Annotated in this window: 14 protein-coding genes; 10 read left to right on the top strand and 4 right to left on the bottom strand. The window is 70.4% G+C overall.

Going from position 1 to position 19,990, the window contains the following annotated elements; all coding sequences use genetic code 11:
• The first annotated feature begins 559 nt into the window (after positions 1-559).
• Complete coding sequence (locus CLV68_RS31480) at positions 560-1,663, top strand: serine hydrolase domain-containing protein (protein ID WP_170224702.1); 1,104 nt, start codon at positions 560-562, stop codon at positions 1,661-1,663.
• Between the two features lie 62 nt (positions 1,664-1,725).
• Here the strand turns inward: CLV68_RS31480 and CLV68_RS31485 are convergent, their stop codons facing one another.
• Positions 1,726-2,289: a TetR/AcrR family transcriptional regulator gene (locus CLV68_RS31485; protein ID WP_170224703.1), complete on the bottom strand. Its 564-nt coding sequence runs from the start codon at positions 2,287-2,289 to the stop codon at positions 1,726-1,728.
• Between the two features lie 87 nt (positions 2,290-2,376).
• Here CLV68_RS31485 and CLV68_RS31490 point away from each other — a divergent pair, with 87 nt between their 5' ends.
• From CLV68_RS31490 to CLV68_RS31500, 3 genes are all read left to right on the top strand, one after another.
• A complete protein-coding gene (locus tag CLV68_RS31490; RefSeq protein ID WP_121394633.1) occupies positions 2,377-3,033 on the top strand; it encodes an FMN-dependent NADH-azoreductase in 657 nt (218 codons plus the stop codon).
• Positions 3,021-3,335, top strand: a complete 315-nt coding sequence (locus CLV68_RS31495) for a DMT family transporter (protein WP_121394634.1) — start codon at positions 3,021-3,023, stop codon at positions 3,333-3,335. The genes CLV68_RS31490 and CLV68_RS31495 overlap by 13 nt, the downstream gene beginning before the upstream one ends.
• Positions 3,336-3,569: 234 nt before the next feature.
• Positions 3,570-3,746, top strand: a complete 177-nt coding sequence (locus CLV68_RS31500; protein ID WP_246010215.1) for a hypothetical protein — start codon at positions 3,570-3,572, stop codon at positions 3,744-3,746.
• Between the two features lie 65 nt (positions 3,747-3,811).
• On the opposite strand, the gene CLV68_RS31505 is transcribed toward CLV68_RS31500, so the two are convergent.
• Together CLV68_RS31505 and leuS are read right to left on the bottom strand one after the other, a co-directional pair.
• Positions 3,812-5,362: a M4 family metallopeptidase gene (locus CLV68_RS31505; protein ID WP_121394635.1), complete on the bottom strand. Its 1,551-nt coding sequence runs from the start codon at positions 5,360-5,362 to the stop codon at positions 3,812-3,814.
• Positions 5,363-5,766: 404 nt separating this feature from the next.
• The gene (leuS, locus tag CLV68_RS31510) at positions 5,767-8,265 is read right to left on the bottom strand and encodes a leucine--tRNA ligase (RefSeq protein WP_121394636.1); all 2,499 of its coding nucleotides are present in this window, start codon (positions 8,263-8,265) and stop codon (positions 5,767-5,769) included.
• Between the two features lie 361 nt (positions 8,266-8,626).
• Here leuS and ileS point away from each other — a divergent pair, with 361 nt between their 5' ends.
• From ileS to CLV68_RS31525, 3 genes are all read left to right on the top strand, one after another.
• Entirely contained in the window at positions 8,627-11,749 is a 3,123-nt protein-coding gene (ileS, locus tag CLV68_RS31515; protein WP_281274717.1) for an isoleucine--tRNA ligase, read from the top strand.
• A gap of 59 nt (positions 11,750-11,808) precedes the next feature.
• A complete protein-coding gene (locus CLV68_RS31520; RefSeq protein ID WP_121394676.1) occupies positions 11,809-12,993 on the top strand; it encodes an AGE family epimerase/isomerase in 1,185 nt (394 codons plus the stop codon).
• Between the two features lie 224 nt (positions 12,994-13,217).
• Positions 13,218-13,931, top strand: a complete 714-nt coding sequence (locus CLV68_RS31525; RefSeq protein WP_092784164.1) for a S1 family peptidase — start codon at positions 13,218-13,220, stop codon at positions 13,929-13,931.
• 567 nt (positions 13,932-14,498) lie between these two features.
• Here the strand turns inward: CLV68_RS31525 and CLV68_RS31530 are convergent.
• On the bottom strand, positions 14,499-15,632 hold the full coding sequence (locus CLV68_RS31530; RefSeq protein ID WP_246010216.1) for an IS701 family transposase: 1,134 nt from the start codon (positions 15,630-15,632) through the stop codon (positions 14,499-14,501).
• 375 nt (positions 15,633-16,007) lie between these two features.
• Between CLV68_RS31530 and CLV68_RS31535 the strand changes: the two genes are divergently transcribed.
• From CLV68_RS31535 to CLV68_RS31545, 3 genes are read left to right on the top strand one after another with little or no spacing between them, the layout of a single operon-like run.
• Positions 16,008-17,171 carry a 3-deoxy-7-phosphoheptulonate synthase gene (locus tag CLV68_RS31535; protein ID WP_121394637.1) on the top strand — a complete coding sequence of 388 codons (1,164 nt, stop codon included), beginning with the start codon at positions 16,008-16,010 and terminating at the stop codon, positions 17,169-17,171.
• 41 nt (positions 17,172-17,212) lie between these two features.
• Entirely contained in the window at positions 17,213-17,866 is a 654-nt protein-coding gene (locus tag CLV68_RS31540; RefSeq protein ID WP_121394638.1) for an isochorismatase family protein, read from the top strand.
• Complete coding sequence (locus CLV68_RS31545) at positions 17,863-19,782, top strand: anthranilate synthase family protein (protein WP_121394639.1); 1,920 nt, start codon at positions 17,863-17,865, stop codon at positions 19,780-19,782. The genes CLV68_RS31540 and CLV68_RS31545 overlap by 4 nt, the downstream gene beginning before the upstream one ends.
• Positions 19,783-19,990 lie beyond the last annotated feature (208 nt).

Raw genomic sequence — 19,990 nt, forward strand, 5'->3', positions numbered from 1 at the left:
GCTTCCGAAGTGTGCTCGCCTCAACACTCCATGATAAGCGTGAAACTACTGAAGATCAACCTGAACTGTCAAGGAAAGGGGGGCCGCGGCGCGCTCGATGGTAAGGTGGAAATTCTGCGTGCACGATCACCGGTCGTGTGCTGTTCGCCGTGGTCCCGATCGCGGCGAACTCGCCGGGCTGGTCAGGATCGGGATCGTCGCGATCGCCAGGCGAACGGGCGGTGGCCGAGCAACCTGCCTGTCGGGCAACGGCATCGGCAGATTGGTCTGGCCCAGTACGCCGGGAATCCGGCGGTGGCGGGGCACTTCCGTCGAACGTCGGAGGTGCACGGGGTGGATTCCCCGATCGGGCAACACCTCCAGCGCGGTCGAGCACTCGGCGCGACAGCGTGTCCGGTCCCCGTCGATCACCGAAGCCCTGGCGGCGCGGTGGTTCGACTGCCCAGCCGTCGTGTGCCACCCCGGGAGTACGGGACATCTCCGGAGGATTCCCGAAGCGGGCGGGTGGGGGTGTCCGGTGTGCTTGCGCTACGGAAATCCTGGTGAGAGGGGACGTTCGGTGCGTAAGTGGATCACGGTGGCGGTCGCGGCCGTGTTGGTGGGGGTGCCGTCGGCTACCGCGATGGCGAAAGGGGCGGGTGATGGTGAACTGCGGGAGTCGTTGGACGCGTTGGTGCGGGCGGGGGTGACCGGGGCGGTTGTCCGGGTGGATGACGGGCAGCGGGTGCGGACCGTTGCCAGTGGGGTGGCTTCCCTGGAGTCGCGTCGGCCGGTTGGTGGGGCGGACAGCTTCAGGATCGCCAGCGTCACCAAGTCGTTCGTGTCGACGGTGATGTTGCAGTTGGTGGGGGAGGGCCGGGTTCGGCTGTCGGACTCTGTGGAGCGGTGGTTGCCGGGTGTGGTGCCGGGGGGTCGTGGGATCACGGTGCGGCAGTTGCTCAACCACACCAGTGGGCTGTACGACTACTCCGAGGACCAGGGGTGGCTCGCGATCGCGATGGCCGATCCCTCGCGGAGTTGGGCTGCGCGGGAGTTGGTCGCGGCGGCCACCGCGCACCCGCCGGTGTCCGAGCCGGGTGCGCAGTGGAAGTACAACAACACCAACTACATCCTGGCCGGGCTGATCGCCGAGACGGTGGCCAAGCGGCCGTTGGCGCGGTTGGTGGCGGAGCGGATCACCGGTCCGCTGCGGTTGCGGGACACCTTCCTGGCGACCGACCCGCGGGTCGGCCCGAACCACATCCACGGCTACCTGCGGTCCCCCGAGGGCGAGTACACCGACACCACGTCCTGGTCGCCGACCATGCAGGGTGCCGCGGGGGCGATGGTGTCCACACCGGCTGACGTGTCCCGCTTCTACCGCGCGCTGCTCTCCGGTGAACTCCTGGACCAGCGCCAACTCCAGGAGATGCTGACCACCGTCCGCGTCGAGGAGCGGCACGGCGGCTACGGCCTGGGCATCTACTACATCGACACCCAGTGCGGCCGGGTCTGGGGCCACGCTGGCGACTTCCCCGGCCACCACACCATCGCCTACCAGGACCGCTCCGGCCGCCGCAGCGCGGTGCTGGAGGTGGCGACCGATGTGGACCAGGAGCCCGGGTCGTTGTTCGACAACACCGTCACCACCATGGTGTGCCAGATGATGGGCAAGCGGCACTGACCCGAAACCGTGATGCCCCAGGACAACTGGGGCATCACGGTTTCATGTGGACCAGCGGGCGGCTACGTGGTGAGACCGTGAGCGATGGCGCGCAGTCCGGCGGTGATCCGCTCGGTCGAGAGGCCGCGTTCCTCGCGTTGGTACCGGAACACCTCCGGGGCGAGGGGGGCGAGGGCGGCGTCGACGAGGGCGTCCGGGTCGGCTGTTCCGGCCTCGACCAGCAGCGCTCGTACGTGGGCGCGCCAGAAACCGTAAGCGCCAGTGGCGAACCGGGAGTGGCCGACCTCGGCGCCGAGCGCCAGGTGGCTGTGGCGGTCGAGGAGGTCGACCATCGCGGCGTAGAACGCGGCCAGCCGCTCCCGCGCCTGCGCGCCAGGACCCAGCGGGGGGTCGCCGCGCATCAGGTTCTCCTGCAGGACGCGCTCGTGCTCGTCGAGCAGGGCGATCGCGATGGCGGCGCGGTCGGGGTAGCGGCGGTAGAGCGTGCCCCGGCCGACACCCGCGGCCTTGGCGATGTCGTCCATCGTGACGTTGTGCGCGCCCCGGTCGGCGAACAGCTCCTCGGCCGCGGCCAGCACGCGGGCGCGGTTGCGGGCCGCGTCGGCGCGTTCTCGGGGGGCGGGCACGCGTCCAACCTAGGGAACAACTGGACAACGCGTCCAGTTGACGGTTATAACTGGACACAGTGTCCGCTTATCTCCGGAGGTCCCGCGATGCCGCACCTGCTCCACCTCGATGCCAGCGCTCGTAGCCGGTCGTTATCCCGCGCGTTGACCGCGAGGTTCGCCCACGCCTGGCGCGCCGCCGACCCGGACGGCGGCTACACCTACCGCGATCTCGCGACCGATCCACCGCCCCCGATCGACCAGGCGTGGACGGAGATCTGCGATGACCTGCTGCGGCGGGGAATCACCGAGCCCGCGCGCTACCCCGAGGTGGTCACCACGCCCGAGCGGGCCGCGGCCTGGGCGATCATCGCGCCGCTGCTGCACGAGGTGCTGGCCGCGGACGTGGTCCTGATCGGCAGCCCGATGTACAACTACTCCGTCCCAGGTGTACTCAAGACCTGGATCGACCAGATCACGTTCCCCCGGATGTCGTTCAAGGGCAAGGGTTTCGTCGTCATCAGCGCCCGCGGCGGCGCGTACGGCCCAGGCGCCCCGAAGGCCCGGTTCGACCACCAGGAGCGGTACCTGCGTGACTTCTTCGCCGGGCACTTCGCCGTCGAGGACGCGGAGTTCCTCAGCGTCGAGTTGGGCAACACGCGGGTCGACCCGGTCCTGGGCCACCTGACGGCGGACCACCGCGAGTCGGCGGCACGCGCGGAGACCGCGGTGGACGAGTTGGTGGCCAGGCTGTGGGCTGGCTGACGCTGGTCGCGGCGGGCCTCGTGGAGATCGCGTGGGCGTCGAGCATCCGGCCAACGGAGAACTTCACCCGCCCACTGCCGACCCTGGTGTGCCTGGTCCTCGGCGTGACGGCGGTGTACCTGCTGTCCCGCGCGATGAGCACGATCCCCGTCGGCACGGCGTACGCGGTGTTCACCGGGATCGGCGCGGTCGGCACGATCGCCGTGGGCGTGCTGGTCGGCAAGGACCCGCTGACCCTCGGCCGGATCGCCGCCCTGTCCCTGATCGTCGGCGGCGTCGTGCTCGCCAGGGTCACGGCGTGACCGGCGGGCTCAGTCCCGCGACGGCCAGCCTGAACAACCGGTCTGCGCGGGTGGCGTGGCGGGCCCCGCCGTTCAGCGTCGATCATGGAGGAGAGCCGTGTCCGGTGATCGCGTGCTGGTGACCGGTGCTACCGGTAGGCAGGGCGGTGCCACCGCCCGAACCCTGTTGGCGGCGGGTATCCCGGTCCGTGCGGCCTCTAGCGCACACTCGGGATCCCCTTGCCCGCCCCGAACATGACCGAGGCGCAGGCCCTCGCCGCGGGCGTGCCCCCGATGGGCGCCAGCCATGAATGGCTCGACGCCACCGGCCAACCAGGCCGCCCGGAGTTCGCCCGAGCACTCGGCATCCCCCTCACCGGCTTCGCCACCTGGGCACGGCAACACCTGCACCCCGAGGCCCGATCCTGGTGACAGCAAAGAAATAGGTGGGGCGGGACGATGTCCCACCCCACCTACTCAGCTGTCACGAGGCGGGATCAGCAGGTCGGCTCGCCGGGCTGGGCCGGGAGCGAGATGGCGTTCCAGGCGGCCTTGGTCTTGTTGTAGAGGTTGCAGGTGCTGTCGAGGCCCTTGGCCGCGGTCAGGGTGGTGACCCGGTACTTCTTGTAGGTCATGCCCGAGGTCTTGAGGAGCATGCCGCCGTAGAAGATCTTGCCCGCGTTCTGGATGCCGACGCCGGTGACGGCGGTGTTGTTGCAGGTGGGGCTGTTCGGCTTGCCGCCGCCGGGGGCCGAGCCCTCGGCGAGCAGGTAGAACCAGTGGTTGAGCGGGCCCGCTGCCTTGTGCACCTCGGTGTTGGGGATCGAGGCGCTGTAGCAGTTGGGGTCGTTGTTGACCAGCGACGGGTTGTACATGTTGCGGATCGGGCCGCTGCCGGTCAGGTTGACGGTCTCGCCGACGGTGTAGTCGGGGCGGTCCTTGGCGTTGTTGGCGTAAGCCTCGGTCAGCGCGCCGAAGATGTCGCCGGTGGCCTCACCGAGACCGGCCTCGCGGGACGTGCCGCCCGGGGTGTTCTGGTCCAGGCCGTGGCCGTACTCGTGGCCGACGACGTCCATGGACGCGATCCACTTGCCCGCGGAGTTCTTGCCGATGGTGACCGTCGAGCCGTCCCAGTACGCGTTGAGCTGGTTCAGGCCGACCTTGGCGGGCCAACTGCGGCCGGACCCGGTGTGCCCGTTGCGGCCCAGCCAGGTCTTGAGCATGTTCCACTCCTGCTGGGCGGCGTAGAGCACGTCACCGCAGCCGGTCTCCTTGGAGGTGCCGTTGCCGGTGCCCCAGGAGTCCGTGGCCTTCGAGAACACGGTGCCGGTGCTGTAGTCCGCGCACTGCAGTCCGGGGCGGGTGGTGTCGAGGAGCTTGTAGCTGCCGCTGGAACCGCTGGTGGTGATGGTGACCTGGCCGTTCCACTCGCTGTTGAGCGACCCGGCAGCGGCGTCCTCGACCTGGTCGAGCACGGCGCCGGTGGTGGCGTCGACCCAGACGGTCAGGTGGCTCGGGCTGCTGTCCTTCTTGGTGCCGACCAGCAGGTGTTCCCACGCCAGCGCGGACTTGTCGTCGGTGACCTTCACGACCAGGCGGGCGGACTCGACCTTGCCGGTGCTCGCCTGCAGGCCGCGCGCGGTCTGCTCGGCGGACGCCTTGGTGACCTTCGCCGTGGTGGACGCGACGGCGACCCCGGCCGTGGTCCCGGCGACGGTGGCCCGGACGGTGCCCTGGCCGTCGACCAGCACGGTCGCGTCACCGCCCACGACCGGGACGCCGCGCCAACTGCGCTGGTAGCTGACCGTGTACAGGTCGTTGAGGTACGGGGTGACCATCTCCCGCGCGTAGACCTCGTCCGGCCCCTTCGCCAACGCGTTCAGACCACCGGCGGCGGCCCGGTCGGCCGCGGAGACCGCGCGTGCCTGTCGGTCCTGCACTTGGTTCTGCTGGTCTTGTCCGGCGAACGCCTGCGGCGCGGTCAACGTCACCACACCACCGGCCAGGACGGCGAGGGCCACACCGGCCGTCATCGCTGTGCGCTTCATGAGTTCTCCTCATCGGCAGGGTTGCGCGCTCGGTGTCACCCGCCAGGGACCGGCGGCTGTCACCGAGCGCAACCGAGCTTTCACAGACGGCCATGGGACAGTCAACGGCCATCGTGGTGGGAACGCCGGTTTGTCAACATCAGGCAAACTCGCCGCAGGGGCCTGTTTCCCTTAAACCACCAGGTGATCGCGCGGGTCGACGGCACGCGGGCGCCACACTGGTGAAATCTGTTATGCGGACCCGCGATGGCCACTCCAGGGCGATATGCCCGAATGGTCGCGATCTCGACGCATGCCTGCCGACCGTCCTCTATGGACAGTCAGGCGGGCGTGCGGGTCCGGTAACGACGACTGCCGGTGGTGACAGGACAAGACACTGTCACCACCGGCAGTCCGGTAGCGGATTAAGCCTTGGCCGGGACGATGTTCACCAGGTTCGGCGCGCGCACGATCACCTTGAGCACGGCCCGCCCCGCGAGGTCCTTCACGATCTTCTCGGAGTTCAGCGCGAGATCGCGCAGGTCGGTCTCGGTGATGTCCGTGGCCACGGTCAGCCGGTCGCGGACCTTGCCCGCGACCTGGACCGCGCACACCACGGTCTGCTGGAAGACCAGCGCCGGGTCGGCCCGCGGCCACCCGTGTTCGATGACCGAGGACGGCAGCCCCAGCCGCGACCACGCCTCGTCGGCGGTGAACGGCGCGAAGCAGGACAGCATCCGCAGCAGGGCGCTCATGCCCTCGTGCACCGCCGGGTCGGCCGGGCCGGCGCCGCTGTCGCATGCCTTGCGCAGCAACGAGGTCAGCTCCATGAGCCGGGCCACCGCGACGTTGAGCCGCCGCGTCTCGAACAGCGTCGTGATCTCGTCGACCAGCCGGTGCGTCTGCTGGCGCAGGTCGCCGTCGCCGTCGGTCGCGTCCGCTGTGGTCAGGTCACCGGCGAGCCGCCAGATCCTGGCCAGCCACTTCACCGCGCCGGTGGGGGAGACGTCGGCCCAGTCGATGTCCTCGTCCGGCGGACCGGCGAACAGCATCGTGACCCGCACCGCGTCCGGCCCGTAGAGGCCGAGCTGCTCTTGGAGGTTGACCAGGTTGCCGAGCGACTTGCTCATCGACCGGCCGTTCATGATGACCTGACCCTGGTTGGTCAGCTTCGCGAACGGCTCGGTGAACCCGACCATGCCCAGGTCGTGCAGGACCTTCGTCATGAACCGCGCGTACATCAGGTGCCCGGTCGCGTGCTCCTTGCCGCCGATGTACTCCGCGACCGGGAACCACCTGGCCACACCCTCGGGGTTGAACGGCCCGTCGGTGTAGGTGGGGTCCGGGTAGCGCAGGAAGTACCACGACGAGTCGACGAAGGTGTCCATCGTGTCGGTGTCGCGGCGGGCGGCGCCACCGCAGGACGGGCAGTCGACGGCCGCCCACTCGGTCGCGCTCTCCAGCGGCGACGCGCCGTCGGCGGAGCGCAGCTCGTAGCCCGTCTCCGGCAGCCGCACCGGCAGCTGGTCGTCGGGGACCGGGACCTCGCCGCAGGACGGGCAGTGGATGATCGGGATCGGCGTGCCCCAGTACCGCTGCCGCGACACCAGCCAGTCCCGCAGCCGGTAGATGACCGCGCGCTCGCCCGCGCCGCGCTCCTCCAGGTCGGCGGTGACGGCCTCGATCGCGTCGGCCTTGGCCAGCCCGTCGAACCGACCGGAGTTGACCAGCGTGCCGTCCCCGGCGGTGGCGACCCCGGTGGTGGCCGGGTCGTCCTCGCCGGTGTCGAGCACCGCGACCACGGGCAGGCCCATGGCCTTGGCGAAGTCGAGGTCGCGCTGGTCGTGCGCGGGCACGGCCATGACCGCGCCGGTGCCGTAGGTGGCCAGCACGTAGTCGGAGGCGTAGATCGGGATCTGCTGACCGGTGACCGGGTTCAGCGCGTGCCGACCCAGCGGCACACCGGTCTTGGGGCGGTCGGCGGCGAGGCGGTCGATCTCGGTCGCGGCGCGGACCTGGTCGCGGTACGCCTCGAACTCGGCCTTGTTCTCGGGCGCGCACAGCTCGGCGGCGAGCGGCGCGTCGGCGGCCACCACGAAGAACGTCGCGCCGAAGATGGTGTCGGGGCGGGTGGTGAACACCCGGACCGGCTCGGCGCGGTCCTCGACCGCGAAGTCGACGTAGGCCCCCGTGGAGCGGCCGATCCAGTTGCGCTGCATGGCCAGGATCTCCGAGGGCCAGTTGCCCTCGAGCTGCGCCATGTCGTCGAGCAGCCGCTGCGCGTACTGGGTGGTGCGGAAGAACCACTGGGTCAGGTCCCGCTGCTGCACCGTGCTGCCGCACCGCTCGCACTTGCCCTGGATGACCTGCTCGTTGGCCAGCACCGTCTTGTCCACCGGGCACCAGTTGACCGGCGCCGACTTGCGGTAGGCGATGCCCTTCTCCAGCAGCCGCAGGAACAGCCACTGGTTCCACCGGTAGTAGTCGGCGTCGGAGGTGTGCAGCCGGGTGCGCCAGTCGAAGGAGACCCCGAGCCTGCGGAAGGACTCGGCCTGCACCTCGATGTTGGCGTAGGTCCACGTGGACGGGTCGAGGTCGCGCTTGAGCGCCGCGTTCTCCGCCGGGAGCCCGAACGAGTCCCACCCGATCGGGTTGAGCACGTTGTCCCCGCGCAGCCGCAGGTAGCGGGCGATGACGTCGCTGATGGAGTAGACCTCGGCGTGGCCCATGTGCAGGTCGCCGGAGGGGTACGGGTACATGCTCACCACGCAGGACCGCGGCCGGGTGTCGCCCTGGCCCGCTGCTCCGGCGTCGACGAGGCCGTCGGCCTCGAAGAGGTGCTTGTCGTCCCAGACCCGCAACCACTTGTCGATCGCCAGGTTCGGGTCGTACTTGTCCGGCGCGTCGATACCTGGCTCGGTCATGTCTCCCTAGTCCCGCTTCCCTGGTTGCGTCATCGACCAGTTCGCGCCCAAGACGTGGATTCGGTCGGTGTTAGCACGAAAGATAGCAAAGTGGCAATGCCGAAGCCGACCTCGGGTGGGCGCTCGCGCGCGCGTCCTGCGGCCCTGGTGACCCGGCCGCTGGTCAGCGGCGGGTCGGCCGGTGGTGCCACCCGGCGCGGGGCGCCCTGAGCAGCCAGGACCGGCCGCCGCCGGGTCGCCGCACCCCCTTTGTCGAGTCCGCCGCGAAACGCGCGACAATGAGCGGGCTCGTATCGCTGTCGATATCGCCGAGTGTCGTGAACAGGAGAAGACGTTGTCCCCGAATACGCCGTTCCGCGTCGTGCCAGCGAAGGTTGACCTGCCGGCGATGGAGCGGCGGATTATCGAGTGGTGGCGGGACAACGATCTGTTCGGGCAGAGCCTCGCGCGGACCGCCGACGGGCCGCGGTGGACGTTCTACGAGGGGCCGCCGACCGCGAACGGCACGCCGGGGACGCACCACATCGAGGCCAGGGTCTTCAAGGACGTGCTGCCCCGGTTCAAGACCATGAAGGGCTACTCCGTGCCCCGCCGCGCGGGCTGGGACTGCCACGGCCTGCCGGTGGAACTGGCGGTGGAGAAGGAACTCGGCATCAGCGGCAAGTCCGACATCGAGAAGATCGGGGTCGCCGAGTTCAACGCCCGCTGCCGCGAGTCGGTGCAGCGCCACGTCGGTGAGTTCGAGGCGCTCACCGAGCGGATGGGCTACTGGGTGGACATGTCCCAGCCGTACCGCACGATGTCGCCGGAGTACGTCGACAGCGTCTGGTGGGCGCTCAAGACGATCTTCGACAAGGACCTGCTGGCCGAGGACTACCGGGTCGCCCCGTACTGCCCGCGCTGCGGCACCGGGCTGTCCGACCACGAGGTCGCCCAGGGCTACGAGACGGTGGCCGACCCGTCGGTGTTCGTCCGCTTCCCGGTCGTCGGCGACCTCGCCGGGCACAGCGGGGTCGACCTGCTGATCTGGACCACCACCCCGTGGACCCTGGTGTCCAACACCGCCGTCGCCGTCCACCCGGAGGTCGACTACCAGGTCGTGCGCGCCGAGCAGGGTGTCTTCCTGATCGCCGCAGCGCTGCGCGAGGCCGTCCTCGGGGCCGACGCCGAGGTGCTGGCCGAGGTCGTGGGCAAGGACCTCGCGGGGCTGCGCTACCAGCGCCCGTTCGACCTGGTCGACATCCCCGGCGCGCACTTCGTGGTGCTCGGCGACTACGTCACCACCACCGACGGCACCGGCCTGGTCCACCAGGCGCCCGCGTTCGGCGCCGACGACCTCGCCGTCTGCAAGGCCAACGGGCTGCCCGTGGTCAACCCGATCGGCCCCAACGGGCACTTCCTCGACCACGTCCCGGTCGTCGGCGGCGTGTTCTTCAAGGACGCCGACCAGACCCTCGTCGACGAGCTCAAGGCGCGCGGGCTGCTGTTCAAGTACACCAGCTACGAGCACCCGTACCCGCACTGCTGGCGCTGCCACACGCCGCTCATGTACTACGCGCAGCTGTCCTGGTACGTCCGCACAACGCAGATCCGCGACGCCCTGCTGCGCGAGAACGAGCACACCAACTGGTTCCCGGAGCACATCAAGCACGGCCGCTACGGCGACTGGCTGACCAACAACATCGACTGGGCGCTGTCGCGGTCGCGCTACTGGGGCACGCCGTTGCCGCTGTGGCGCACCCCGAGCGGCAAGGTCATCGCGGTCGGGTCGCGCGAGGAACTCGGCGAGCTGTGCGGGCGCGATCTGTCCGAACTGGACCCGCACCGGCCGTTCATCGACGACATCACGTTCGTGGACAAGGAGACCGGCGAGACCGCGACCCGCGTCCCCGAGGTCATCGACGCCTGGTTCGACTCCGGATCGATGCCCTTCGCCCAGCTGGGCTACCCGCACGTGCCCGGCAGCGAGGAGGAGTTCGCCCGCGCGTACCCGGCCCAGTACATCGCCGAGGCCATCGACCAGACCCGCGGCTGGTTCTACACGCTGATGGCCGTCGGCACGCTGGTGTTCGACAAGTCGTCCTACGAGAACGTCGTCTGCCTCGGGCACATCATGGCCGAGGACGGCCGCAAGATGAGCAAGCACCTGGGCAACATCCTCGAGCCCATCCCGCTGATGGACAAGCACGGCGCCGACGCGGTGCGCTGGTTCATGCTGTGCTCGGGCTCGCCGTGGTCGCCGCGCCGCATCGGCGACACCCCGCTGGAAGAGATCATCCGCAAGGTCCTGCTGACCTACTGGAACACGACCTCGTTCTTCACCGTCTACGCCAGCATCGCCGACTGGGACCCGGCCGCCGCCGCGCCGGTCGCCGAGCGGCACGTGCTCGACCGGTGGGCGCTGGCGAGCGTGCACCGCCTGGCCGAGACCGTCGACACCGCCATGGAGGCGTTCGACACCGCGGGCGCCGGGCGGGCGATCACCGCGTTCGTCGACGACCTGTCCAACTGGTACGTCCGCCGCTCCCGGGCCCGCTTCTGGAGCGGCGACATCGACGCGCTGACCACGCTGCACGAGTGCCTCGACGTCCTCACCAGGGTGATGGCGCCGTTCACGCCGTTCATCACCGAGCAGGTGTGGCGGGAGGTCATCGCGCCGGGTCACTCGGACGCGCCCGAGTCCGTGCACCTGGCGACCTGGCCGCAGCCGGATCCGGCGCTCATCGACACGGACCTGATCAACCGGATGAAGGTCGCGCGGACCCTGACCGAGGCGGGCCGCGCCGCGCGCAAGGCCAGCGACATCCGCATCCGCCAGCCGCTGGGCCGGGCGCTGATCGGGCTGCCCGAGGGCGTCACGCTGCCCGACGACCTGGTGGCCGACGTCGCCGAGGAGCTCAACATCCGCGCGTTCGAGCCGCTGGGCGCCGCGGGCGAGGTCGTCGACGTCACCGTCAAGCCCAACTTCCGCGCGCTGGGCAAGCGCTTCGGCAAGCAGACCCAGCAGGTCGCCAACGTCGTCAACGCCGCAGAGCCGGGTGCGCTGGTGCGCGACCTGCGGGAGCACGGGCACGCGACGGTCGAGTTCGAGGGGCGGCCGGTCGAGTTGACCCACGAGGACGTCCTGATCAGCGAGATCCCGCGCTCGGGGTGGGTGGTGCAGAGCGACGGCGACGTCACCATCGCCCTCGACACCGAGATCACCCCGGAGCTCAAGCGCGCCGGTGACGCCCGCGAGGTCATCCGGTTCGTCCAGGACTCGCGCAAGCAGGCGGGCCTGGAGGTCGTCGACCGCATCGACCTGCGCTGGTCAGCGGGGGAGGACCTGCGCGCGGCCGTGCTGGAGCACAGCGCGGACATCGCCGAGGCCGTCCTCGCGACCTCGGTGGCGGAGTTCACCGGGGAGGCCGCCGACGAGGGGTACGCCGCCTACCAGGACGACGCGCTCGGGATCCGGGTGCGGCTTCGCCGAACTGGGGGGTGACTTCGCGGTCGGTGGGGACAGAATGAGGGGGGACACCCACCGACTGTGAGGACGTGGCCGTGACTGATGGTGATTGGCTCGCGGCTCGACGACGCGACCTGGTCGGGTTCGCCAAGAACGCGGCGGACCCGGCAGGCGGGTTCGGCTGGCTCGACGCCGAGGGCGACCTCGACCGGGACAAGCCGGTGGCCACCTGGATCACGGCGCGGATGACGCACGTTTTCGCGCTCGAGGACGGGCTGGGCGACCCGGGGGCGGCGGCGTTGGCCGATCACGGCATCGCGGCGTTGCGGGGCGTGCTGCACGACGACGAGAACGGAGGGTGGTTCTCGTCGGTAAGCGACACGACCAAGGCCGCTTACGAGCACTCCTTCGTCCTCTTGGCAGCGTGCAGTGCGCAGGCAGCGGGAAGGCCGCACGCGGAGGAAGTACTTACCGAAGTACTCGAAGTTATCGAGACGCGGTTCTGGGACGCCGAGATAGGACTGCCGTTCGAAAGCTGGGACAAGGCGTGGACGGCCACAGAGGCATATCGCGGCGCGAACAGCACCATGCACTTCGTCGAGGCATTCCTCGCGGCGGGCGACGTCACCGGCGACAAGATCTGGCACGAACGCGCGTTGGGGCTTTCCGAGCGGATCGTGCACGTCACCGCGGCCGCGCACGGGTGGCGGGTCCCGGAGCACTTCACCGAGGACTGGCGCACCGACCTCAACTACAACCGCGACGACCAGCGGCACCCGTTCCGGCCCTTCGGCGCGACCGTCGGGCACTGGCTGGAGTGGGCGCGGCTGCTGCTGCACGTCGAGGCCGCGCTCGGCGACCGGGCCCCGGCCTGGCTGCTCGCCGACGCCAGGGCCCTGTTCGACTCGTCGGTGCGCCGGGGGTGGGGCGTGGACGGGCACCTGGGGTTCGTCTACACGCTGGACTGGGACGACCTGCCCGTGGTGCGCCAGCGGATGCACTGGGTGATGGCCGAGGCGATCATGGCCGCGTCCGCGCTGCACCGGCGCACCGGCGAGGACCCCTACGGGGACTGGTACGCGACGTTCTGGGAATACGCACGCAAGAACCACATCGACCCGATTGGCGGATGGCGCCACGAACTCGCGCCGAACGGAACGCCGAGCGCCGGGGTGTGGGCGGGCAAGCCGGACACCTATCACGCCTATCAGGCCACCCTGTTCCCGCTGCTCCCCCTGGCCCCGGCGGCCGCGCTGACCTGTCGAACCCTGCGGAAGTAGGTAAGTAGACATATCGGATATCGGGGCGGTTTCGTGGCCATAGGTGGTGGCGATAGTACTGCGCTTATGTCTGGATAACTGGTAAAAACCGTCCCACCAGGTGGTGGTGTCGGGGTTGCGGGCAGATCACGAACGGGTGCATATTCGGTTGGCGAAATCGAGTCCCGAGATTTCGCACAGACAGCTGCCATATGTCCTCACAACCCCTGCATTGGACGGCTCTTATGCGCAGAATCCTCGCCGCACTGGCAGGCGCCGGTCTGGTGCTGCTCTCGGTCATCGCGATGACCGGCACCTCGAACGCCGCCGAGCAGCAGCCCGCCATCATCGGTGGCCACGGCGCCACCGAGACCTACTCGTGGATGGTCTCCCTCAGCAACGGCTGCGGTGGCAGCCTCGTCGCCCCCCAGTGGATCGTCACCGCGAACCACTGCGGCAGCGCCTCCCAGGGCCGCGTCGGCTCCACCAACAAGAACTCCGGCGGTGAACTGCTGCGCATCGACCGGCGGATCACCAAGTCCGGCACCGACCTGACCCTGATGCACACCAGCACCGCCTCCACCAAGGCGCCGGTCAAGCTCGCCACCTCGAACCCGGCCGCCGGTTCCGCCGTCCGCCTGCTCGGCTGGGGCTGCCTGAGCTGGCCGTCCTGCTCGACCCCGAGCACCCTGCAGGAGATCGACCTGACCATCCTGGCCAGCAGCCGCTGCTACGCGGGCGGCGGCGCCTCCACCGACGTCTGCGTCTCCGGCGACCGCACCCACTCCGCCTGCCACGGCGACTCCGGCGGCCCCGCCGTCGTCGGCACCCGCGGCAACTGGACCCTCGTCGGCGAAACCCACGGCCCCGGCGACAACAACGGCGAATGCGCCACGACGACCCTCTACACCGGCATCGCCGCCAACCTGAGCTGGATCAGGCAGCAAACGGGAATCTGATGAGCCCCGGGTCATCCGCCGCCCAAGCACGCGACAGGTGGTGATCCGGTAGACCGGCGCACGCAGACAGGACGGTGTCTGCGCGCGCCGGTCATTTCCGTTGTGGGGGGAGTTGTCCACAGGGCTTCGGGTCGCTCTGGCTGGTTTGTCGGGGTGGCTCGGTAGGCTGTATATCGGGGGCTGGTGTGGCGGGTTTGATCTTGAGCTGGGGGACTGGCGGCTCTCGTGCTCGGCTGCGCCGTCGACGGTCAACGGCTCGCCTTCGGCATTGCGGTGGGGCGCGAGAAAGCGAAGAGCTCGATGGGGCGAACTTGTTTTGCGCGGGGCCCCTACGATACCCGGGCAGAACCACAAAGCAGGGGCCGAAAAGCAGGCCCTGCCACGTGAGCGACGCTATGGGCATCGTCCCCCCGCACAAAACAAGTCCGCCCCATCGAGCCGGCCTGGCACCAGCGGATCCGAGGAGCGCGTGGTTGGCCAACGCCTGAGAGGGGCGCGGTTGGGCCAACGTCGTCGAGGGGCACATTGAGGAGCAATACCTGCGATGGGTGCGTTGCTCGGTTCTGGCTATGGGTGCCAGGTGCGTTGCTGGGGAAGGGTTACCGGCCTCGGGCTGGTGAGCGCTTCGGCGGTGGCGAGGATGGTGTGGGCGGCGGAGGCCAGGGTCATGTGGCGGTGCCAGCCCGCGAAGGAGCGGCCGGTGAAGTCGCGGGTGCCTGCTCGGTCGGCGTAGCGGGTGAAGTCGTGGTCGACTCGGGTCAGCAAGAGGCTGGTGCGGACCAGGTCGGCGGCGGGGATGTCGGGTTGGTTCGAGAGCCAGAGTTGGGTGGGCCAGGTGTGACCGGCTGGGCCGACGCCGAGTAGGAGTAGGTCGTCTGAGTCGGTGGCGGTCACGCGGGTGGTGGCGGCCAGGAGGGGCCAGCGACCGGCGACCGGCCTGCGGGCGGCGTGCAGGGCGGACATGATCTGCCTGGCGGGCAGGGGGTCCTGGCCCAGGAGCGGGGCGGTGAACCGGTGGGTCCCGCTCACCCGCATCAGCAGCGGCGCGCCCGCGCGGCGTAATCGGGTCAGCGCGGTGCTCACGTCGTGGCCGCGGGCGTCGATCACCAGCGGGCGGTCCCGGAAGCGCGCCACGCCCAGGTACGCCTCCACCCCGCACTCCAGCAACGACTCCGCGCGCACCCCGTCCGGGATGGCCGCCCGGCTGCGCCGTCCCGCGTCGCCGACCCACGCGGGGGAGAGCCGCAGTCGCCAGTCGACCGGGGCGGTGAGTTCCTCGGCGGCCGACCACACGCCGAGGGCCTGCTGGGCGTTGAGGGTGTGGCCCAGGTCCGGGGCGAAGCGCTTGCCGACGCCGACCGAGTGCCTGCCCGCCTTGGGGATGAGCAGCGGTCGGACCACCCAGGCCCGGGGTGGGGCCACCCGCCACACGTGCTCGGCCAGTGCCCGGCGCACCGGGACCGCCTCCCAGGTCGAGTCGCAGATGAAGTGGTGCAGGTACTGCTCGGTCGCCTGGTCGCCGATGGCCAGCGCGATGTTGCGGATCGACTTGCGCCCGGTCGCGCGCAGCAGCCCGGTGAGGTACTCGACGCCCTTGCGCCGCTGGTCGTGGCGGGGCAGTGACGCGAACAGGGTCGCGCACAGCTGCTCCAGCACCGATTCCTCCGCCGCCCGCTCGGCGACCTGGCTCCCTGACGACATGGTTCCCCCTGGTGTCGTGGTGTGCGCTGGACCGGACCCTGTCCACCGTGGCCGGGAAACGTGAGCGTGCCTAGGTTTGTTGAACACCAACATCGAGGGTTGTGTGGTGCTCGGACGCCACCCCGCCCACCCCGGCCGCCCGCCCACCGGCGCCGGTTGTGCTCCGCGCACGCGCCCGTTCGGCGCAGCGCCTTGGTCCCCGCCGCGGCCGGGGGTGAACTTGACGGATCCCCACCCGGTTCGTTGCCCGGGTGCGCCGCGCGCCAGCACGATCACAGACGTCGACCGAGTGGTGCCCGGCCGCGTGCCGAGCCGGGGCGCGGTCGGCGGTGCCGCCGGGGAGACGGCGGTCGTCCCCCGCGATTGGAGTCAGCTGTGCGACACGACACCGTGCCCAGGACGGCCCTGCAGCAGCCGGAGTGGCCGGACCCGGTCAGGCTGCGCGAGGTCAGGACCGAACTCGCCACCCGACCCGGCCTGGTCACCGCGGACGAGGTGCGGCAACTGCGCGCCCAGTTGGCGGTGGTCGCCGCGGGCGAGGCCGTGGTGGTGCAGGCCGGTGACTGCGCCGAGGACTTCGCCGAGTGCGAACCCGGTTACGTCGCCCGCAAAGCCGGGCTGCTCGACCTGCTCGCAGGCGCGCTCAAGATGACCACCCACCGGCCCGTTGTCCGAATAGGACGGATCGCGGGCCAGTTCGGCAAACCCAGGTCCAGCCCGGTCGAGGTGGTCGGCGGCGTCGAGCTCCCGGTCTACCGCGGGCACATGGTCAACAGCCCCGAGCCGGACCCGCGCGGCCGCAGGCCGGACCCGGACCGCCTGCTCGCGGGCTACGCCGCGGCCAGGATGGCGACCAGGGTGCTCGGCTGGGGCGGCGGCGTCGCCCGCCACCTCGCCGACCCGCCGGTCTGGACCAGTCACGAGGCGCTGCTGCTCGACTACGAGGTCCCGATGCTGCGCCGCGACCGCGCCGGGGACACCTACCTCGCCTCGACGCACCTGCCGTGGATCGGCGAGCGGACCCGCCAGGTGGACGGCGCGCACGTCGCCCTGCTCGCCGACGTGGCCAACCCGGTCGGCTGCAAGGTCGGGCCGAAGATGAGCACCGACGAACTGGTCGCCCTCGTCGAGCGGCTCGACCCGCACCGCGAGCCGGGCAGGCTCACGCTGATCTCCCGGATGGGCGCCGACCTGGTCGCCGAGCGGTTGCCCGCGCTGGTCGCCGCCGTGCGCGCGGCCGGGCACCCGGTGCTCTGGCTGTGCGACCCGATGCACGGCAACACCGCCCGCACCCCGGACGGCCTCAAGACCCGCTACGTCGAGACCGTCGTCGCCGAGATCCAGCGCTTCCAGACCGCCGTGCGCGTAGGGGGTGGTGTCGCCGGTGGTCTCCACCTGGAGACGACGCCGGACGACGTCACCGAGTGCGCGAGCGGCCCGACCGACGCCGACCACGTCGGCGACAAGTACACCAGCTTCTGCGACCCCCGGCTCAACCCCGGGCAGGCCATCACCGCCGCCGCCGCGTGGACCGGCTGAGGCGACCACACCCACCCGCCAGGCAAGACGGAGGAACACCCATGACAGGCATCCCGCCGATCGAGCCCTACCCGCTGCCAACGGCGGCCGACCTGCCTGCCAACACCGCGGCGTGGACGGTGGACCCGGCGCGGGCGGTGCTGCTGGTGCACGACATGCAGCGCTACTTCGTCCGTCCTTTCGCGACCGGAACCCGCGAGCGGATCGTCGGCAACATCGCGGCGCTGCGCTCGCACCTGGCCGAACGCGGCGCGCGGACCGCCTACACGGCCCAACCCGGTGGCATGACCGAGCAGGACCGCGGGCTGCTGCGGGACTTCTGGGGTCCGGGGATGCGGGTGGACCCCAGTGACCGCGAGGTCGTCGACGAGCTCGCGCCCGGAGTGGACGACTGGGTGTTCACCAAGTGGCGCTACAGCGCGTTCTTCCGCTCGGACCTGTTGGCGCGGATGCGCGCGGACGGGCGCGACCAGATCGTCCTCTGCGGTGTGTACGCGCACGTCGGGGTGCTCGCCACCGCGATCGAGGCTTACACCAACGACATCCACACCTTCCTCGTCGCCGACGCGCTCGGCGACTTCTCCGAGCGCTACCACCGGATGGCCGTGGACTACGCCGCCGAGCGGTGCGCCGTGGTGGCCACGACCGACGTGCTCCTCGACCAGGTCCTGGCCACCGAGCGGGTGGCGCTGTGACCGGGGACCTGCTCGACCGCGTCCTGGCCACGCCGTCGACGCCGTTCGCGCTGCTGCACCGCACCGAGGCGGGCCGCGACCAGGTCGACGTCCTGGTCGGCGACATCACCTCGCTGCGGCAGCTGGCCGACATCCCGCTGCCGTCCGGTCCTGGCGCTCGCCACGACGTGCTCGCCTTGATTCCCTACCGCCAGATCAGCGAGCGGGGGTACGCGCACCGCGACGACGGAGAGCCCTTGCTCGCGTTGACCGTCACCGAGCAGGCTACGTTCGCGCTCGACGACGTGCTTTCCCGGTTGCCGGTCGTGCCGCTTCGGTTGGAGCGCGGTCGGTTCGACACCGATGACGAGACCTACGCGGAGATCGTGCGACGGGTCGTCGCCGACGAGATCGGCAGCGGCGAGGGCGCGAACTTCGTGATCCGCCGCTCGTACACCGCCGGCATCGTGGGCTACTCGCCGTCCTCGGCGCTGTCGCTGTTCCGGCGGTTGCTGCGCGAGGAGACCGGCGCCTACTGGACGTTCGTCGTGCACACCGGTGACCGTGCCTTTGTCGGTGCCACGCCGGAACGGCACATCAGCGTCACCGGCGGCCGGGCGGTGATGAACCCGATCAGCGGCACCTACCGGTATCCGCCCAGTGGTCCCGCGCTCGACGGCGTGATGGAGTTCCTGGCCGACCGCAAGGAATCCGACGAGCTGTACATGGTGCTCGACGAGGAACTCAAGATGATGGGCCGGATCTGCGCCGACGGCGGCCGGGTCGTCGGGCCGTACCTGCGGGAGATGGCCCGGCTCGCGCACACCGAGTACTTCATCGAGGGCCACACCGACCGCGACCCGCGCGAGATCCTGCGCGAGACGCTGTTCGCGCCGACGGTCACCGGGAGTCCACTGGAGAGCGCCTGCAAGGTGATCAACCGGTATGAGCCGACGCCGCGCGGCTACTACAGCGGGGTGATCGCGTTGATCGGGCGGGACGGCGCTGGTGAGTCTATTTTGGACTCCTCGATCCTGATCCGCACGGCGGACATCGACGCGCACGGCACAGTGGACATCGGCGTCGGCGCGACCCTTGTCCGGCACTCGGACCCGGTCGCCGAGGTGGCCGAGACCAGGGCGAAGGCGGCTGGGTTGTTGGCAGCACTCGGGTCTACGGACCGGCCCGAGTTCGCCGAGCACCCGGACGTGCGGGCGGCGCTGTCGGGGCGCAATGACGGGATCGCCGACTTCTGGCTCTCCGCTGATCGCGCTCCCGCGGACCCGGCGCTCGAAGGTCGACGTGTGTTGATCGTGGACGCCGAGGACACGTTCACCGCCATGCTCGCGCACCAGTTGCGGGCGTTGGGTTTGCAGGTTCGGGTGCGGCGGTTCGACGAGTCGTACGAACTGTCCGGCCACGACTTCGTGCTGCTCGGGCCGGGTCCGGGGGATCCGCGCGACCTGGACCACCCCAAGATCGCGCACCTGCGGGCGGCGGTGGACTCGTTGTTGGCGCTGCGGCTGCCGTTCTTCGCGGTGTGCCTGAGCCACCAACTGCTCAGCGCGCGCCTCGGCCTGGACCTGGTGCGGCGGGACGTGCCGAACCAGGGCACGCAACTGCCGATCGACCTGTTCGGCACCCGGCGGCGGGTCGGCTTCTACAACACGTTCGCGGCGGCCAGCCCGGCCGACGTGCTCGACCACGCCACCGGCCTCGTCGAGATCAGCCGCGACCCGGTGACCGGGCAGGTGCACGCCCTGCGCGGCGCGCACTTCGCGTCCATCCAGTTCCACGCCGAGTCGGTGCTCACCCAGGACGGCCCCGCGATCCTCGGCGAGCTCCTCACCGGGCTGACCACGTCCGCCCCGATGCCCCGGGTGAGCGCGGACACCTACCGGTCGACGACCGCGACGCTGGAACGCGACCCCCGGTGACCCGGGTGGGCGGCCCCCGATCCCCCCGCGGGGGCCGCCCACCCCGCTGCCCCGTTCCCCGTGAGGAGACCGATGTCCCCGACCGACCCTGTGGACAACCCCTTGCCTGCCCCCGGAGCAAGAAAGCCCAGGTCAAACCCTAGAACCGCGGCGGTATGCCGGTGGTCGGCGCTGAGCACCCCCCGAGACACAGCCTACCGGGAACAGC

It is taken from the genome of Actinokineospora cianjurensis (assembly GCF_003663795.1).
Classification (GTDB): Bacteria; Actinomycetota; Actinomycetes; order Mycobacteriales; family Pseudonocardiaceae; genus Actinokineospora; species Actinokineospora terrae.

What these genes read in the sequence shown, in the direction of transcription:
- leuS (WP_121394636.1), bottom strand. Translation starts at nt 8,265, where the DNA reads ATGACCGAGCCAGGTATCGACGCGCCGGACAAGTACGACCCGAACCTG.
- CLV68_RS31530 (WP_246010216.1), bottom strand. Translation starts at nt 15,632, where the DNA reads ATGTCGTCAGGGAGCCAGGTCGCCGAGCGGGCGGCGGAGGAATCGGTG.
- CLV68_RS31505 (WP_121394635.1), bottom strand. Translation starts at nt 5,362, where the DNA reads ATGAAGCGCACAGCGATGACGGCCGGTGTGGCCCTCGCCGTCCTGGCC.
- CLV68_RS31540 (WP_121394638.1), top strand. Translation starts at nt 17,213, where the DNA reads ATGACAGGCATCCCGCCGATCGAGCCCTACCCGCTGCCAACGGCGGCC.
- CLV68_RS31500 (WP_246010215.1), top strand. Translation starts at nt 3,570, where the DNA reads ATGACCGAGGCGCAGGCCCTCGCCGCGGGCGTGCCCCCGATGGGCGCC.
- CLV68_RS31490 (WP_121394633.1), top strand. Translation starts at nt 2,377, where the DNA reads ATGCCGCACCTGCTCCACCTCGATGCCAGCGCTCGTAGCCGGTCGTTA.
- CLV68_RS31525 (WP_092784164.1), top strand. Translation starts at nt 13,218, where the DNA reads ATGCGCAGAATCCTCGCCGCACTGGCAGGCGCCGGTCTGGTGCTGCTC.